Genomic DNA, 16,477 nt, shown 5'->3' on the forward strand with positions numbered 1-16,477 from the left:
GTGGTAGTTAAAGATAAAGAAACAAATTTGAATTTAAGAAATATTGATTAGATCAACAAATATGTCTATTAATGGAGTGGAACATCTAATGAAAAAAAAGATCTTATTTATTGGTGCAGGCAGAATGGCCGAGGCCATTTTTTCTGGTTTACTAACATACAAAAAAGAGTATATTGATGAAATTATTGTTACGAATCGAACAGATGAACAAAGATTAATTAATTTGAAGGAAAAATATGGTGTCACAACATCAACAAAATGGCAGGATGAGGTCGCCCATGTAGATATCATTATTTTAGCTATGCCTCCTGAAGCGCACAAAGAGATACTAGAAGATTTGTCTTTATGGATTAAAGGACAATTAGTTGTTACTATAGCAGGTGGTATAGGCATTCAGTTACTAGAAAATATTCTACCTGAGGAGACGCCAGTTGCTTGGATTATGCCAAACACTGCTGCAAACATTTCTCAATCTATGTCTTTATACACTTTTGGCAAAGCTGTTAAGGAGAAGCATCGCCAAGAGTTAGAGCTAGTATTAACTGGAATAGGTGATGCAGAACTATGTACAGAGCAGCAAATACATGATTTAACTGCTATTACTGGAAGCGCACCAGCGTTTTTATATCGTTTTGCTGAGGCGTTAGAACAGTCGGCGTTAGAATACGGTGTTACAAAAGACCAAGCACGCAAGCTTGTAACACAGATGATATATGGATCAGCTGCTATGTTGAAGGAAGGACATGCTCCCCATGAACTACGTGATCAAGTGACATCACCTGGAGGTTCTACAGCAGCAGGAATAGAAGTGTTAGATCAAAATCAATTTACAAATATTATTGAGCAAGCGGTTATCGCAACACAAAAGAAGGCACAACAACTGGCAGGGAAATAAATAACTATTCCTCGGTACGTGACATCGTTTTACTGAGTAATATTAAAAAAAGTACAATAATGAGCCTAAAACAAAGATACCTCAACAGCCAATCATCTGACTATAATGAGGTATCTTTTACTATCTTATTAAAGCTCTTTTCGTGAATTTAGCCGTTTTTTCTTAAAGTTTTAGGGGAAAAAGATGCCATGAACGCTAGTTAAATTCGTCTTTAGTATTAGGTAAGCAACAAATAATGCGAAAAAAGCCTTTATTAATAACTAATACTATTTAAATTTAATGATAACAATATGGTTATGTCAAAATGGTTGTCGCTTAAAGTTAGGCATAACCGTGTACGATAATAGTAAAAATAATAATGAAGCTTACGAGAAGAAGATTGTCAACTTTATTTATTATTTGAAGCATTATTTTTGTAATATGTGTGCGTTTCTGTTATTTTTTAATTGAGAATTAAATTCAATTAAATATACTACAACACTTCTTATAGTTACATCATATTCATTCATATAAATGGGAGGGTAACTAACATGACAAACAGAAAACATGGCTTTCAATGGCAATCGTTTTCTGGACCAAACATGGCGTATGTTCAAGAGCAATATGAGTTATTTTGTAATAACCCGAATCAAGTGGATGATAGTATTAAACAATTATTTGTTAAGTGGGGACCGCCTACTTTTTCAACTAATAAGCATTGTGAATCTCAAAACAACCAATCAGACCAATTATCAAAAGTTGCTTCGGCAATTCAGCTTGTTACAATGATCCGAACAAAGGGACATTTGTATGCAAAAATTAATCCGCTCCATCAGCATTTTAATGTAAATGCTTCTTCACCTAACTTTCTAAACTTAGAGACGTATCATTTAACGAAAAATGATCTGAACAATATGACTGCCGATATTATATGGGAGCATGCACCTCACTCAATACGTACCGGACTTTCTGCTATCGAAAAATTAAAAGAGCTCTATACAAGTTCATTGTCATTCGAATTTAATCACGTACAAGACTTAGAAGAAAGGGCATGGCTATATAAAGTAGTTGAAACTGAGTCTTTGTATGAAGAGTTGCCACAAGAGCAAAAGGTAAGTCTTCTTGAGCGCTTAATTGAAGTTGAGAGCTTTGAAATGTTTTTACACAAAACATTCGCAGCTCAAAAACGGTTTTCAATTGAAGGGCTTGATATGTTAGTTCCAATGTTAGATGAAATTATTTATGCAAATGCAAAAACAGGGACTAAAGACATTCTGATAGGGATGGCACATAGAGGTAGGTTAAATGTGCTGGCTCATGTTTTAAGAAAACCATATGAAAAAATCTTTGCTGAGTTTCATCATGCACCGAATAAACATCTTGTCCCATCTGAAGGATCAACAGGGATAAATTACGGTTGGACGGGTGATGTTAAATACCATTTAGGTGCAGATCTTAATATTCACGAACAAGAAAGTATTCACACAAAAATACACCTCGCGAATAATCCTAGCCATTTAGAATTTGTTAATCCTGTTGTTCAAGGGTTTACCCGTGCAGCCCAAGAAAATCGACAGAAGCGAGGATTCCCGATACAAAACCAAAGTAGTGCATTAAGTATTCTCATTCATGGTGATGCTGCCTTTCCAGGTGAAGGTATCGTAGCAGAATCATTAAATTTAAGCCGATTAAGAGGATATCAAACAGGCGGTACGATACACATTATTGCAAATAATCAAATTGGATTTACTACAAGCCCTGTTGACTCTCGTTCTACATTGTATGCAAGCGATATAGTCAAAGGTTTTGAAATACCTATTATACATGTAAATGCTGATGATCCGGAAGCTTGCTTAGTAGCTGTACGCCTCGCTTCACAATATAGGGAGAAATTTAAGAAAGATTTTCTCATAGATTTGGTAGGTTATCGTCGTTATGGCCATAATGAGACAGATGATCCAATGGCAACACAGCCTTTAACGTATAACTTGATTCATAAGCACACTCGAGTAGCTGAAAAGTATGCTGAGCAACTATATGAGAAGGGACAGTTCAGTGTTGAGCGCTTCAATAATTATAGACAATTTGTGAATAACAAATTATCCGATAGTAATAAACAAATAACTGCACAAGAAAACACGAACGATAAGACCAGCTTAAATGAAAGGTTATCATCTAACTTTTCAGAGAAAAAAACTCCAATAACTGAGAAACAACTACTCGATATTAATACTTCATTAGTCGAATGGCCTGAAGACTTATATGTATACCCGAAATTAAAAAAAATACTGATGAGACGAAAGGAAACGTTGAACGAACAAGGAAAAGTTGATTGGGGGTTAGCTGAAGTGTTAGCGCTTGCATCAATTATTTCTGATGGTACACCGATAAGAATGACAGGCCAAGATATTGAAAGGGGCACATTTGCCCACCGCCATATTGTTATAAATGATTATCAAACTGATAGAAAATTTTCTGCTTTACACAACATGGACCATAGCAAAGCATCTTTTGCGGTATATAATAGTCCATTGTCTGAAGCGGCCGTACTAGGTTTTGAGTATGGATACAGCGTTTATGCTTCAGATACATTGGTTATTTGGGAGGCACAATTTGGAGATTTCGTGAATGCTGCGCAAGTAATCATTGACCAGTTTATATCAGCTGGGAGAGCTAAATGGGGACAGAAGTCAGGGTTAGTCATGCTACTTCCACATGGGTACGAGGGACAAGGGCCAGAACATTCGAGCGCTCGGTTAGAACGTTTTTTAACCTTGTCTGCGGAAAATAATTGGACAGTGGCTAATGTAACTTCCTCTGCGCAATATTTTCTCATTCTCAAAAGGCAAGCAGCTATGTTAAGTGATGAGGGGGTTCGTCCACTAATTATAATGACGCCGAAAAGTTTACTACGTGATACAAAGGCAATGTCATATATTGAGGAATTCACTAATCAGCAATTTCAAGAAGTTATTGAACACCCGCTTGTTGGAGAAGATTATGAGGCTGTGACACGGCTTATTCTTTGTACAGGAAAAATTGCCGTAGATATAGTTTCTGAGCTGGAGACGAGATCCACAATAGCATCACGTAATATTCATATATTACGTATAGAGCAATTATATCCTTTTCCAAAAGAGGAAATTATTCAAAAAATACAACGCTTTCCAAATTTAGCTGAGGTCTTTTGGGTACAGGAAGAACCTAAGAATATGGGGGCTTGGGAATTCATTTATAAGTTGTTACAACCTTCCTTACAGCGTGTGAAATTTGATTATATAGGACGACCGTATCACTCAAGTCCTGCAACAGGAGAGCATGTAATTCATAAGTTGGAACAGGAGCAAATTATACAACAAGCACTGAAAATAACAGAGGAGTGGGCATAATGAAAGAAATTAAAGTACCGGAACTCGCAGAATCTGTTACAGAAGGTACGGTTTCTGAGTGGTTCAAGCATAAGGGTGATTCCATTTCCAAAGGTGAAGCGATAGTAGAGTTAGAAACTGACAAAATTAATATAGAAATTTATGCAGAATATGATGGAGTATTAGAGGATATTTTAGCTGAGCCAGGTGAAGTTGTTTTTGTAGATCAAGTAATTGCGAAAGTAAATGATAACAGAGAAGTTCTTACTTCAAACGAGTCATTTTCTAATGTTGCTACCGAAGAAACAGTTCATGGTGATCAACCGAAAATAGATGTACGTGAGGGAGAGCAAACGAACAAAATGTCATCACAAAATGAGCGTCCGATAGCGACACCAGCCGCTAGGAAAAAAGCTAGAGAATTAGGGATTGATCTAAAAAAAGTTGATTCAAGTGATTTACTCGGTCGTATTAGACCTGAAAATGTCATAAACTATGCTACTTCAATCCAAGAAAAGCAAGATAAATCAACGATAACTGACAATGCTCAACCACCTTTCACTGACCTTACTCAACCTAAACAAATTGAACGGATTCCAATGTCACGGCGCCGTCAAACAATTGCACACCATTTAGTTCAAGCGCAACAACAAGCAGCGATGTTGACTACTTTTAATGAAGTAGATATGACAGCAATTATAAATTTGCGTAATAGGAAAAAGCAAAGGTTTGAAGAAAAATATGATGTTCGCCTTGGCTATATGTCTTTTTTTACGAAAGCAGTTGTAGGTGCATTAAAAGCCTTTCCAATGTTAAATGCTGAAATTCAAGACAACGAAATTTTACTAAAACGATATTATGATATCGGTATTGCTGTGTCAGCAGAAGAGGGCTTAGTTGTTCCAGTTCTCCGTGGTGCTAACCAATTAAGTTTTGCAGACATTGAAAAGGGAATTAGGAATTTGGCCTCTAAAGCTAGAGAAAAAAAATTATCACTTCAGGATTTACAAGGAGGTACATTTACGATTACTAATGGTGGTGTGTTCGGTTCATTGTTTTCAACTCCAATTTTAAATGCACCCCAAGTAGGGATATTAGGGATGCATAAAATTCAAAAAAAACCGATTGTTATTGATGAAGATGATACGATTGCAGTTCGACCAATGATGTATATTGCTCTTTCTTATGACCATAGAATTATTGACGGCAGAGAAGCAGTGCAATTCCTTGTCCATGTAAAAGAACTGGTAGAGGACCCTGAATCATTATTACTTGATGGATAAGTTATGATGATGGGAAAGGGTGAGATTAATATTTAATCTCACCCTAAAAATTTATAAATATGACGTTGCTAATTTGCGAGAAAGATGTTCAATGATCTCTGTCATTGCTTCATCGCTTGCAGATAGCAGTGTTTCACTTTTTATGATTTGTATTTTTTTTGCTTCGTAATAATCTAATAAAGCCTGTTTAGTCGTTAAGCCTTCTTCTAATAAATAGGTTGGTTCTAGTAATTTTCTTAATGCAACCTCATCTTGCATAAGCAGAATTTGAGGATTTAATGAATGAAAAACCCCTTCTTTCATCCCTTGTTCATAAAAATATTTAATGGTCGTTTTTCTTTTTCTTCTTGCAAAAATAATTTCTTCATATAAATTTGGAAAACCAATTTTCAATTCTTCTAAAAACAATTCAGAAATATATATAGCCGTTAGTACTTCTTGCTCAAAAACTTTTTGGAAACGTTCTATATAAGTAAATTGATTATTTTCAATGGTTTGTTCGCCTTGCTTAAAATATTCAATATAGTTAACCGTTATTTCATTTAATATTTCTTCTTTTGAAGAGAAATAATTGTAAAGTGTCGCTTTGCTAATTTGCATATGCTCAGCTATATCTTGAATTTTAAGTGAATTAAATCCTTGAACTCGAATGATACTCATTAATTTTTGTGCATATGTTTTTCTCATTTGTTCCCTTAACTTAGGATCAATCTTACGCATAGAAAATCCCCCTTAACAACTTAATTATAACATATACTAATATAGCCTTATAATAAACATTTTAGACAAAATAAGTTTTTTTAGTTTACAATGTTGAATAATGGTGTTATATTTACATATGTAATACATTTTAGGCTAAAAAAACATTATTAGTATAAAAAGTTAAAATATTAAAGGAGTTGTTTTATAATGACAAACAAAGTGGCAATCATAACAGGAGCGAGTAGTGGGATTGGTCAGGCAACAGCTTTAAAGTTAGCAGAGCAAGGATATCAAGTGATGTTAGCTGCAAGACGGGAGGAAAGATTAAAGGAATTACAAGCACAAGTTAAGGAAATTGGTGGTCAGGCTTCATATCATGTGACAGATGTAACATCGTTTGAGGAAATGGAAACTTTAGCGAAAGAAACGATCAATGTTTTTGGTAAAATAGACGTACTAGTAAACAATGCAGGGATTATGCCGTTGTCATTTTTGAACAAAAGAAAAGTGGATGAATGGGATAAAATGATTGATGTGAATATAAAAGGAGTACTTTATGGGATCGGAGCTGTTCTACCGTATATGGAAGAACAAAAATCAGGGCACATCATCAACATTTCTTCTGTAGCAGGGCATCGAGTTGGGCCTGGAAGCTCTGTTTATAGTGGTACAAAATATGCTGTAAGAGCTATTACCGAAGGGCTTCGACAAGAAATGAAATCAGGACAAAATATTCGTACAACAATTATTTGTCCTGGAGCAGTTGCAACAGAACTCACTCATACTATTACAGATGAGGATGTTATCCGTAATTTCCAAGAAAGATATGTTGATTTAAAGACATTACAAGGAAAAGACATTGCAAATGCGATTGCGTATGCAGTTCAACAGCCTGATCATGTTGATGTAAATGAAATCATCGTTCGTCCAACAGATCAAATGTTGTAATATAGTATCATTGCTAATAAATTATAGACATGAACAGAGTCTGTCGTTAAGCTTCGCAATATGTGTAAAAAGATTTTATTTATTACACAAATTGAGCTTATGCTTCAGGCTCTTTTTATTAGCTCTTTTCAATGGTTGCTATTGTCACTAAATTAGTATAGTAAAAAGGGATTTAAAACGTTTGACATATTTCAAAATAAAGATGTCACGAAAGATAGTTGTGTACTTGTTTATTACTAAATTTTAGAAAACAACAATTAATGCGAAAACAGCCTTTTCCGTGTAGCTTTTGTATTTTCCAAATAAGCTAAATGGCTCACATGTAATATTAAAGTGAGACAACCTTTCTTTCTTATAAGGTTGTAATAATTCTTGTAGAAAAGCTTATTGGCAAAATATAAATATATATGATATAAATATTAATAAATCTAAAATGGTACATAAATATTTATTTCATACGAGAGGTTGAAAAATTGTGGACAATAACTCATCTAATTTTATTAGACCAATGATAAAGAAGGATTTAGAAACTGGAAAGCGTGATCATGTTACTACTCGTTTTCCACCAGAGCCAAATGGTTACTTACATATAGGTCATGCTTTAGCTATTATTACGAATTTTGATTTAGCTGATGAATTTAATGGGAAAACAAATTTACGCTTTGATGATACAAACCCATTGAAAGAAGATATTGAATTTGTCAATTCAATAAAACAAGATATAGAATGGCTTGGTTTTGATTGGGATGGGTTATTTTTTGCTTCAGATTATTTTGAAGAAATGTATAACCGTGCTATTTTATTAATTAACAAAGGCAAGGCATATGTAGATGACCTTTCCCCAGATGAAATCCGTGAATACCGTGGTACTTTAATTGAACCAGGTAAAGATAGTCCATACCGGAACCGATCTGTGGAAGAAAATCTTGATTTGTTCAAACGCATGCGTGATGGTGAATTTGCTAATGGCGAACGCGTGTTAAGAGCCAAGATCGATATGAGTTCTCCTAATATAAATTTAAGAGATCCAGTTCTTTATCGTATTTCACATACGACACACCATAATACTGGAGATAAGTGGTGTATTTATCCTGTATATAGTTTTGCACATCCGATAGAAGACGCGATAGAAGATGTAACTCACTCACTTTGCTCATTAGAATTTGAAGATCAAAGGCCTTTATATAATTGGGTCGTTGAAGAAAGTGAAATGGACAGCAAGCCACAGCAAATTGAGTTTGGGCGTCTGAACTTAACGAATACTGTAATGAGTAAGCGAAAACTAAAACAATTAGTTGAAGAAGGATATGTTGATGGGTGGGATGACCCACGTTTACCAACTATTTCTGCATTGCGAAGAAGAGGGTATACACCTGAATCTATCCGTGCTTTTATTCGTGAATTAGGTGTAACTAAAGGAACAGGAGAAGTAGATTCTAGAATGCTTGAACATTTTATTAGAGCAGATTTAAAGTTAACTTCACCACGTACGATGGGGGTACTTCGTCCATTGAAGGTAGTCATTACCAATTATCCTGAAGGACAAGTAGAGATGTTAGATGCTGAAATTAATCCTGAAAATCCTGAGATGGGCTCAAGAAAAATTCCATTTTCACGAGAGATATACATTGAACAAGAGGATTTTATGGAGAATCCGCCAAAAAAATATTTCCGACTATTCCCTGGTAATGAAGTGCGATTGAAGCATGCTTATTTCATAAAGTGTGAAGAGGTAATCAAGGATGATGACGGTAATGTTGTTGAAATACATTGTACGTATGATCCTGAAACGAAAAGTGGCTCAGGTTTTACTGGACGTAAAGTGAAAGGTACCATTCATTGGGTTGATGCAAACGAAGCTATTCCTGCAGAATTCCGCTTGTATGAGCCTTTGATTTTAGATGAGGAAGAGCAAGAAGAAGAAATTCAGGAAGAAAAAACATTTATTGATCGTGTAAATCCTAATTCTTTGCAAATCTTAAATGGGTTTATTGAACCTAATATGAAAAATGTAAAACCACAAGATAAATTTCAGTTTTTTAGACACGGATATTTTAATGTAGATCCTAAGCATAATTCTGATGAACATACTGTTTTTAACTTAATTGTTTCATTAAAAAGCTCATTTAGATTGTAAGAGTTTTACAAAAGAGGGTCAGCCCCACTAAATTACAGTGGAGCTTGACCCTTTTGTTTCTTTCTCAAGTAATGTAAATCATCTTACCAGCTGTATAAATTACTACCCAAGTTAACATTAATATATTAATAGATTAGTTAATTTAGTTATCCATACAATTATATACGCAGATGGAATTAAAAATAATTGCGCTAATATTGTGCCAAAGAGCCTTGATATCATTAACCAGCCATATGTTTCAGCCATCTTATCAGCACCTTTAGGATGAAGCATTGATTTTTCAGTTAACAATGCAACCTGAGGATCTAAAAAGATAGTAAGTAAAATTGTGGCAAAGCCATTTATAACCCCTGTAGTCATTAACGAAGCTGTTGATGTTTCATCATTTAGTAAAGAAGCATATAACGATGCGAGAACCCCTGAAGTATAAATAGCAGTTACTATCATATTAGTAAGTAATATTCTTTTTGGTATGCCGCCAATCCGGAGTCTATGTAACATTTGAAATCTAGGGTATTTTACGTATTTGGCCGTATGTTTCAGTTTTTGAATATTCGTCGTACTAAAAAGCCTAATAACAGATCCCTCTATTTCAAATCGTTTTATGACCTTAACAGCTAATCTTGTCATAGAAGGAAATAGCAATATCGCAATAAATGTTCCAATGGTTGCGCTTAAAAGTACTAATCGTAAAATAGGTATGATATCAATACTCGTATTCACTTTAGCTTGATCAATGATTCCACCGAGTAAAACTACATGAAACATATTCGATGTCCTTGCAACTAATAAAACAACACCTGTTAACGATAATGAAACTGCAAGTTTTCTAAGTCGAACCCCTCCTAAACGTATGCTATAAGATAATGTTTCAACACTATGTATAACAATAGTAAAAAAAATAATAATAGAAATTATTGTAAACATATAATCACCTAATGCTATCATATTACAATTTTAGACAAATAGATATACATAAAAAGGAAAAGAGAGCAGATGTCCATTTCTACATGAAAAATCTATATTTGTCATGTGAAAGTGAGGTTGACTATTTTAAATCGAACCTCACTAGAAGACTAATTTTATTTAGGTCGATACATTGACCTATTTTTTGCTTTCTACATAAGGCATAATATCGTACGGAGTAAGTATGGTTCTCTTTTTTCTTTCATCAGTATACATAAAAACCTCTTTCCCATTTACTTTCCATTCCTTTGATTTTAGATGTTTTATAATGGCATAGTTTAGTGAATACATTTGTTTAAAAGAATTATAGTCGAGTAAAAGTTGGCCTTCTTTATTGAGTGTAACATTTGTTTCAATGAACATTGATTCTGCTTTTTTTACTGAAACGATAAAGTCAAAGAGTGTTTTTGAATTTTTATATTCAGGTGCATTAATATCCCCCAATTAATTCACTCCCCGTTTGCTTAATGAAATAACACATTTTCTACACTCTATAGTGAATGCAAAATTTAGCCTTAATGTTACGATTAGACGAACTTTGTTAATCAGGTTGCTAACTGCCTGTGTTAAGTTTGTATTGACTCAGCACTTACATATATGTAAACAGTTGTTATATTTACGTCAGAAAGAATAATGGATATGTTGTAGAAGGGATTAACATTCTTGTCATGCGATTGCTTAAGCAAAGGGCATCTAACTATTCGTTAACTTATATATTTTTAGTTATCACTAAAAATATATATAAATATTGTGGAAATATACAGCAATATTTATGAAGGAATAAAACATGGTGATTGCTATCATTAATATTGAGGTGATGATCATGTATAAAAAAATATTTCAAAATCGTAATTTCCTTCGCTTTTTTTTAGGAGGAGCTGTATCACAATTAGGAGATCGGTTAACTGGATGGGCATTTTTATTTTTGACAATAGAAATGACAGGTTCTGCTCTTCATACTACGGGGATGGTCATTGCAGAAACAATTCCATACGTTTTATTCGGTTTAATTGGCGGTGTGGTAGCTGACCAGGTAAATAAAAAGAAGCTGTTAATTATAATTGACATGTTAAGAGCACCGATTATTTTATCCTTGGTTATAATAGAATATATGAATTTATTAACATACCCTGTATTACTTGTTTTCGCGTTTATCATCCAAAGTTTTGGCTGTTTTTTTAATCCGTGTCATCGAGCGATGCTCCCAGCGATTACATCAATTGAGGAGAGAACAGTTGCAAACAGCTTGATTGATACAGTGTCTAGAGGGATTTCTGTATTAGGCCCGTTTATAGCTGTCTTGTTCATAAATACGGTTGGTGTAATACACTTTTTTACATTTGATGTATTTTCATATCTCATTAGTGCTTTCTTCATTTTTAAAATACAAATAAATGAAACAAAATCAATAGTTATTAAGAAAAGTTTGGTTGCAGCATATGGATCAATTAAAGAGTTTTTTATGTGGGTACAGAAAAATGTACAAGTGAGGAATTTGTTCACTATTACTTTTATCGTTGTTTTTTTTAATACGTGGGTTTGGGATGTAGGGATACTATTAATGATCGTGGAATTCAGTGATAAGAGTGAAACGATCTATTCTACACTGCAAGGGGTTTTTGGGTTAGTAGTCGTAAGTGTAAATTTACTTATTCCCCTTATCTTTAAACAAATGAATTTGAAAACGTATTTATATGGGTCACTTGTATGGGGAATAGGTATTGTAATTTTAACATGGACTACACAGTTATATACGATATTTATTGCTATCATCATTATTGGTATAGGTATGCCAATGTCTGGCCTTTCTCGAGTATTTCTCATTCAAAAATTAGTTCCAGAACACATGCACGGAAGGGGCTTTAGCTTTAATGCTGTACTATTATATTTAGCAAATGTTCTATCGTTAAGCTTATTCGGAATCTTAACGTTATTCATTAACATCCAAACAATCTTTTTGCTATCAGGATTGATAATTATATTAACTTCATTATATTCTCTATCGCGCATACTTTTTTCTAAACATAGTTGGGGTAATATTGTACATTTTCTTAAATAATTGATTATAAGTGTGAATTGATGAAAAACCACAAGTTAATGCGATTTCGATAATTGTTTTTTTTGAATGCACGAGTAAATGTTGACTTTTATATAAGCGATATAATTGAAGCCATGAATAAGGCGATATGCCGATTTTTTCTTTGAAAATATGAGACAATTGGTATTTACTTAGATGAGCGATAGATGCCATATCATCTAACGTCCATTTATGGTTATAGCTTTCCTTCATGGCCTTAATCGTCTTTTGGATTTGTTCATTCGGAGATTCAAATAGTTGACTTGGCCAATTCGGTGAGTGGCTATTAATGGAATATTTCATCAGCATTATTGCGAGCTGTGACGTACTATGATCTATAAAACTCTGTAATGAATCTAGACTATCATTTTCAAGGCTCACGAAATCTTTCACAAATTGTACCCACTTTGTCAATTGCGGATTGTAGTGCGGCATTTGTGCAAAGTAAATATCATTCCCACCATATTGTAATAGAGACTCGGATGCAGCTTGAAGTTCTTTAACATCTAATTCAATTAGCAATTTTTCTTTTTCTATAGATAATTGTTTATGATCTTCCATTGGATTAATTAATAGAAAACTATTTTCATGTAGTGTTACATCTGTTTGTTTCATTTGATAATGACTCTTTCCATTTATTGAAAAAATGAATTTGTAAACAGGATCATTCCGCCAGCTTCTTTCTCCTAACTTAGTTGTCCTATTTAACAACAGACCATTTTTATGTTCAATTATCAGATTTGTTTCCATATATGTTCTCCTCGTTAAAAAATGAATAGTATAATTATAGCATGCTTGGAATTTATGGGGATGTTGTTTTTGTGTTTTAATTCAAGGGTCTTTTCGTAAACTTTGTTGCTATTGAGACTAATTTAGAACAGCAATTAATAATGTTATGCAATTGCCCTCATTTATTTTGAGAAAAGATGAAAACTGTCTAATTGAAAAAAAGGAACCAACGAGTAAAACTACTTTAAGTTGAAATTACAAATCAGTTTACAGTAAATATATTATATATCCTTGGAGGAGATTATGAAAAAATTTGTCCTTTTAACAATGGTAGTTACCATATTTTTAACAATATCTATTGTTGTCTATCGTCGACAAACCCATCAACCAAAGACTTTATTGCAATTGTATGAGCATCAACTTAGTAAAGTATCAACAGTAACAATTGTCGATGGTAGTACAGGCTATAAGAAGACAGTCATTGATCAACAAGTGATTGAAGCTTTTTTAGAAAATATACAGTATGTGAAATTTATTCCAGATGTAAACCAAGAACAAAGAGATGGCTTTAGGTATGCGATTACTTTATATGAGATGGAAGATGTAACTTTTAAGTTTAGTTTAACAAAGGTCGACGGTGTATATTATCATACAGAGCCTGATATGTTTCCAATTGTAGACGAGTTTTATAATCGAGTGAATATTGAGGAGGATTAGTATTTTAGTACTTGATTATAACAATTGTTAAGGAGTTGATTACCGATGAAAAAAATAATGAACTTATCAATTTATTGTACCTTAGTTTTATTATTTGGTTGTACAAACCAAATTCCGAAAGGGCAGCATGATTTAAATATTAATCTTCTAACAAGGGTGGATGTACAAAGGCCAACATCGAATGGGAGCTATGAAGGTGAAGTTATGATGATTACAAAAAATGAGACAATTCAAGTAATAAGAAATGTCTTTTATAATATTAAATGGGAGAGAAATGTGGATACTAAAATATCTAGACATGAAGATGTGAAGGCTACCTTTTTCTATACTTATGATGAAAATATGCCTGAATTGTTAACCGACTATTATATTTGGTTTGATGAATTGAATCAAACAGCTATTGTTATTGAGGAGGCTGAAAGTTCTCTTGGAACAATTGACGAAGAACATACTTTACTTTTAAAAGAGTTATTGTTAAGCCAATAAAAAAGACTCCTCAACGCTTATTAAATAACGGATCTAGAACCTCTTTCTGGAAACTTTCTAACAGATTAATTTGTGAAGTATACAACACTGGTGAAAAACTTAATATTAATTGTTCGTGTTCATCCTCAACGATTGTTACATAGTTAATATCCTCATTATTTAAACGCTTTTTTAATTCTTCCTTTATAGTCTGTAATTCACCCATGCCTTCATTAACGTCGATAGCGATATTTATCCTAGCCACTTGTTCACCTCATTCTTATCCTTGCTTTTTGTTCTTATCATTATAGACCAAGCTTTTAATAGGCATACGGACGATGTATCATGTTTATCCACCTTTTAGTGTAACTTAATGAAAACAAGTAGTAGGTTGTCATAGTTTTTAAGCAGGAAAATGCTATGAAGCTGTATGTGGTTATTTTCTTAGCAATTTTTTTAAGATAGTTAAAAATAGTAAAGCTAGTGTAAAGTTTTTAAATAAAATGCCATATACAAGAAAAGATTTGATAATATAGGTGTCGGGTGAAGATAGCACCTAGGCTTAATTAAGGTCAGTGGATTTTGTAGATTGTATTATAGGGAGGATAAAAATGGAAAACAATTTAAGTAAGAGGATAGTATTGATCGGTGTATGTTGTATCATGGTTTTAACATTATTTTTGACTTCTTTTAAAAACAATGACCAAGCAAATGCAGCTTCTACATCATTTCGGTTCGTAGTGATGGGGGATAGTCGAGGCGCTAGTGATGGAATTAATGAAACAACTTTACGTTCATTGTTAACCGAGGTTCAAAATATAACTCCACAACCTGAATTCATTTTGTTCACAGGTGATCAAGTTATGGGTGGATCCGATGTCGCTCAAGAACTATCTGATTGGAATAACATTGTAGATGATTATTTTCCGTTAAACAAGTATTATCCAGCACTCGGTAATCATGAAGATGATGAAACTATTTTTAGTAATGCTTTTACCCATTTACCTTCGAATCAATTATCTGGTTATAAACGATCAGCGTATTATTTTGATTATGGGAATGTGAGATTCATAACTTTAAACTCAAATCGCAAAGATAACCGTGGAAACTATGTCGTTGACTCATATCAACGAGATTGGCTAGAAAGTGTTCTTGACAATAATGGAAAAATACATAATTTTGTGCAGTTTCATGTCCCTGCATACCCGATTGGTGCACATTATGGTAGGTCGCTTGATGCAAATGACAGAGAACGAGATGCATTATGGGACATAGTTGATAAATATAATGTAACTGCAGTTATGACAGGTCATGAACATAACTACAATCGAAGAAAAATCAATAGTTCTTTTAATGATAACGGCTATTCATTTGGCAATAGTATATATCAGCTCACGATAGGAGGAGCAGGGGCACCGTTATCATCAACGGTAAGGGATTCGAAAAATGTCGAAGTTGGTCCATTATCGAGCTATCATTATATGATTGTAGATGTGGCTGGCGAAATTGCTTCTTTTAAGCTTTATGATATCAATAGTAATTTATTAGATTCGTTTACTGTTGAACGTAATTCAGACTCTACATCTTCTACAACTACATCAGAATTTCAAAACGGGCTGTATCCAACTTCAACGTATGAAGGGGCGATAGATTCGTATCTATCAGAACAAAATCCCACAGAAAACTTCGGTTCAGTACAATCTCTATTAGTAGATGGAGATGATCCTTCTAACAGTAGTAAAAATAAATATGCATTGATAAAATGGGATATTTCAACTATTCCGAATAATAAAAACGTCGTTTCAGCTAATATTACCTTTAATATAACAGATGGTAGTTCAAGTTCTTATGAAATATATGGGCTAAAGCGTGATTGGTCAGAGTCTCAAGTAACCTGGGAGCAAAGCACAAATAATTCTAACTGGGATGTGCCAGGAGCAGGGGGGATGACTGACCGTGAATCTTCTATAATTGGAACGATAACGGCTAGTAATTCTGGAGCACATACAATTCATTTAAATGAATCAGGTATTTCAATTGTCCAATCTTGGATTGAAAACCCTTTAATGAATGCCGGAATAATTATTGCAAATTCGAATAACCGAAATGGAATTGATATTAGTTCAAGTGAAACATCAGATGAAGGTTTACGACCTAAACTTACAATCGATTATGAGTAATTGTCATTCGGTGGATTAAGGAGTTACGAGA

Annotated in this window: 14 protein-coding genes; 9 read left to right on the forward strand and 5 right to left on the reverse strand. The window is 33.7% G+C overall.

Annotated features, from left to right (window positions below; translation table 11 throughout):
* Positions 1 to 88: 88 nt before the first annotated feature.
* The 3 genes from proC (at position 89) to odhB (ending at position 5,525) form a co-directional block, all read left to right on the forward strand.
* Positions 89 to 895: a pyrroline-5-carboxylate reductase gene (gene proC / locus JM172_RS09990; RefSeq protein WP_250886599.1), complete on the forward strand. Its 807-nt coding sequence runs from the start codon at positions 89 to 91 to the stop codon at positions 893 to 895.
* Between the two features lie 530 nt (positions 896 to 1,425).
* Positions 1,426 to 4,263 (forward strand): 2-oxoglutarate dehydrogenase E1 component, encoded by a 2,838-nt coding sequence (locus JM172_RS09995; RefSeq protein WP_214482143.1) that lies wholly within the window; start codon positions 1,426 to 1,428, stop codon positions 4,261 to 4,263.
* On the forward strand, positions 4,263 to 5,525 hold the full coding sequence (gene odhB, locus JM172_RS10000; protein WP_214482144.1) for a 2-oxoglutarate dehydrogenase complex dihydrolipoyllysine-residue succinyltransferase: 1,263 nt from the start codon (positions 4,263 to 4,265) through the stop codon (positions 5,523 to 5,525). Before JM172_RS09995 ends, odhB begins: the two co-directional genes overlap by 1 nt.
* Before the next feature lie 51 nt (positions 5,526 to 5,576).
* Here the strand turns inward: odhB and JM172_RS10005 are convergent, their stop codons facing one another.
* Positions 5,577 to 6,245, reverse strand: coding sequence for a TetR/AcrR family transcriptional regulator (locus tag JM172_RS10005; protein WP_214482145.1), 669 nt, complete (start codon positions 6,243 to 6,245; stop codon positions 5,577 to 5,579).
* Positions 6,246 to 6,434: 189 nt separating this feature from the next.
* On the opposite strand from JM172_RS10005, the gene JM172_RS10010 reads away from it, so the two are divergent.
* Entirely contained in the window at positions 6,435 to 7,175 is a 741-nt protein-coding gene (locus JM172_RS10010; RefSeq protein ID WP_214482146.1) for an SDR family oxidoreductase, read from the forward strand.
* A 475-nt stretch (positions 7,176 to 7,650) separates the two neighbouring features.
* Positions 7,651 to 9,312, forward strand: coding sequence for a glutamine--tRNA ligase/YqeY domain fusion protein (locus JM172_RS10015; RefSeq protein WP_214482147.1), 1,662 nt, complete (start codon positions 7,651 to 7,653; stop codon positions 9,310 to 9,312).
* Between the two features lie 117 nt (positions 9,313 to 9,429).
* Here JM172_RS10015 and JM172_RS10020 read toward each other — a convergent pair whose 3' ends face one another.
* Together JM172_RS10020 and JM172_RS10025 are read right to left on the reverse strand one after the other, a co-directional pair.
* A complete protein-coding gene (locus tag JM172_RS10020; RefSeq protein WP_214482148.1) occupies positions 9,430 to 10,239 on the reverse strand; it encodes a lipid II flippase family protein in 810 nt (269 codons plus the stop codon).
* 177 nt (positions 10,240 to 10,416) lie between these two features.
* Entirely contained in the window at positions 10,417 to 10,722 is a 306-nt protein-coding gene (locus JM172_RS10025) for a hypothetical protein (RefSeq protein WP_214482149.1), read from the reverse strand.
* Positions 10,723 to 11,065: 343 nt separating this feature from the next.
* On the opposite strand from JM172_RS10025, the gene JM172_RS10030 reads away from it, so the two are divergent.
* Positions 11,066 to 12,337, forward strand: coding sequence for an MFS transporter (locus JM172_RS10030; protein ID WP_250886600.1), 1,272 nt, complete (start codon positions 11,066 to 11,068; stop codon positions 12,335 to 12,337).
* Here JM172_RS10030 and JM172_RS10035 read toward each other — a convergent pair.
* Positions 12,278 to 13,105 (reverse strand): helix-turn-helix transcriptional regulator, encoded by an 828-nt coding sequence (locus JM172_RS10035; RefSeq protein ID WP_214482150.1) that lies wholly within the window; start codon positions 13,103 to 13,105, stop codon positions 12,278 to 12,280. The genes JM172_RS10030 and JM172_RS10035 overlap by 60 nt on opposite strands.
* Positions 13,106 to 13,387: 282 nt before the next feature.
* Between JM172_RS10035 and JM172_RS10040 the strand changes: the two genes are divergently transcribed.
* Positions 13,388 to 13,801: a hypothetical protein gene (locus JM172_RS10040; protein WP_250886601.1), complete on the forward strand. Its 414-nt coding sequence runs from the start codon at positions 13,388 to 13,390 to the stop codon at positions 13,799 to 13,801.
* A gap of 45 nt (positions 13,802 to 13,846) precedes the next feature.
* Complete coding sequence (locus tag JM172_RS10045) at positions 13,847 to 14,287, forward strand: hypothetical protein (protein WP_214482151.1); 441 nt, start codon at positions 13,847 to 13,849, stop codon at positions 14,285 to 14,287.
* A gap of 10 nt (positions 14,288 to 14,297) precedes the next feature.
* On the opposite strand, the gene JM172_RS10050 is transcribed toward JM172_RS10045, so the two are convergent.
* Positions 14,298 to 14,531 carry a hypothetical protein gene (locus JM172_RS10050; RefSeq protein ID WP_214482152.1) on the reverse strand — a complete coding sequence of 78 codons (234 nt, stop codon included), beginning with the start codon at positions 14,529 to 14,531 and terminating at the stop codon, positions 14,298 to 14,300.
* 346 nt (positions 14,532 to 14,877) lie between these two features.
* On the opposite strand from JM172_RS10050, the gene JM172_RS10055 reads away from it, so the two are divergent.
* On the forward strand, positions 14,878 to 16,446 hold the full coding sequence (locus tag JM172_RS10055; protein WP_214482153.1) for a DNRLRE domain-containing protein: 1,569 nt from the start codon (positions 14,878 to 14,880) through the stop codon (positions 16,444 to 16,446).
* Positions 16,447 to 16,477: the final 31 nt, after the last annotated feature.

Origin of the sequence: Bacillus sp. SM2101 (assembly GCF_018588585.1) — a bacterium.
In the GTDB taxonomy this organism is placed as follows: domain Bacteria; phylum Bacillota; class Bacilli; order Bacillales; family SM2101; genus Nanhaiella; species Nanhaiella sioensis.

Excerpts from the sequence above, each read along its gene's own strand:
- odhB (WP_214482144.1), top strand. The coding sequence starts at position 4,263 with ATGAAAGAAATTAAAGTACCGGAACTCGCAGAATCTGTTACAGAAGGT.
- JM172_RS10030 (WP_250886600.1), top strand. The coding sequence starts at position 11,066 with ATGGTGATTGCTATCATTAATATTGAGGTGATGATCATGTATAAAAAA.
- JM172_RS10045 (WP_214482151.1), top strand. The coding sequence starts at position 13,847 with ATGAAAAAAATAATGAACTTATCAATTTATTGTACCTTAGTTTTATTA.
- JM172_RS10055 (WP_214482153.1), top strand. The coding sequence starts at position 14,878 with ATGGAAAACAATTTAAGTAAGAGGATAGTATTGATCGGTGTATGTTGT.
- JM172_RS10005 (WP_214482145.1), bottom strand. The coding sequence starts at position 6,245 with ATGCGTAAGATTGATCCTAAGTTAAGGGAACAAATGAGAAAAACATAT.
- JM172_RS09995 (WP_214482143.1), top strand. The coding sequence starts at position 1,426 with ATGACAAACAGAAAACATGGCTTTCAATGGCAATCGTTTTCTGGACCA.
- JM172_RS10040 (WP_250886601.1), top strand. The coding sequence starts at position 13,388 with ATGAAAAAATTTGTCCTTTTAACAATGGTAGTTACCATATTTTTAACA.
- JM172_RS10035 (WP_214482150.1), bottom strand. The coding sequence starts at position 13,105 with ATGGAAACAAATCTGATAATTGAACATAAAAATGGTCTGTTGTTAAAT.
- JM172_RS10010 (WP_214482146.1), top strand. The coding sequence starts at position 6,435 with ATGACAAACAAAGTGGCAATCATAACAGGAGCGAGTAGTGGGATTGGT.
- proC (WP_250886599.1), top strand. The coding sequence starts at position 89 with ATGAAAAAAAAGATCTTATTTATTGGTGCAGGCAGAATGGCCGAGGCC.
- JM172_RS10020 (WP_214482148.1), bottom strand. The coding sequence starts at position 10,239 with ATGTTTACAATAATTTCTATTATTATTTTTTTTACTATTGTTATACAT.